Below are 946 nucleotides of genomic sequence, written 5' to 3'. Positions count from 1 at the left end.
TGCGTCATCACGAAAGATGGACCGAAACCGATCGCCGTCGGCGATTTGCCGGTCGCGGTGCGTGGGCTCGTCCAGCAAATCAAGTCGTTCGAGCGCGTCGCTGCCGAGGCCGCGGTCACCGGCGACTACCAAACCGCGCTCGTCGCCATGACGATCAACCCGCTTGTCCCGTCTGACACCATCGCCAAACAAATGTTGGACGAAATGCTTGAAGCGCATAAAGAACATTTGCCGCAGTTTTTTAAACAGGCCAAAACAGTAGCTGGAAACTAAATCGTTTGGAAAAGCGATTGACAAAGCCGCCTGTCGCCGGGGCGGCTTTGTCATTTCATCGTGAAAAGCCGCGCAACACAAGGGCTTTCTTCCCATTCACATTCCCCTTATTTTAGACAAAATCAATGCTTTTCACCAGCCTTTTCGGCAGGATTTTGCCCAAGGCGCGGCGAAGAAAATAAAGAAAGTTCAAATATCACAAGGAGGGAGACCGTGTCCGAAACGCGAATCGATCACGACCGGTTGTTTAAGGAGTTGCTGTCGACGTTTTTTGAAGAGTTTTTGCTTCTGTTTTTTCCGCACGTGTATGAACAAGTCGACTTCCGCCACGTCTCCTTTTTGTCCGAAGAGGTGTTTACGGATGTGGCGGCCGGCGAAAAGCACCGTGTGGATCTATTGGTGGAAACAAAATTGAAAGGGGAAGATGGGCTGATCATCGTCCATATCGAACACCAAAGTTACACGCAGCCGACGTTTCCCGAGCGCATGTTCATTTATGTCAGCCGTTTGTTTCAAAAATACCGCCGTCGCATTCTTCCCATTGCCATCTTCAGCTATGACGAACACCGCGATGAACCGTCCTCGTTCACCATCAAGTTTCCGTTCCTAACCGTTGTCGATTTCCGCTTTCTTACTGTTGAACTGCGCAAACAGCCATGGCGTGAGTACATTC

At 50.5% G+C, this 946-nt stretch carries 1 protein-coding gene and 1 pseudogene; both read left to right on the top strand.

The annotated features are described in order from the left end of the window. Positions 1 to 273, top strand: a pseudogene (locus VU18_RS14040) (6-phospho-beta-glucosidase); the annotation flags it as partial. A 213-nt stretch (positions 274 to 486) separates the two neighbouring features. Beyond that, positions 487 to 946 (top strand): Rpn family recombination-promoting nuclease/putative transposase (locus tag VU18_RS20645; RefSeq protein WP_047758353.1); only part of this gene is annotated, 460 nt, incomplete at its 3' end.

It is taken from the genome of Geobacillus sp. ZGt-1 (assembly GCF_001026865.1).
GTDB lineage: Bacteria > Bacillota > Bacilli > Bacillales > Anoxybacillaceae > Geobacillus > Geobacillus thermoleovorans.
Note: the sequence above shows the minus strand (reverse complement) of the source record. Positions and strands in the feature narration are given on the sequence as shown.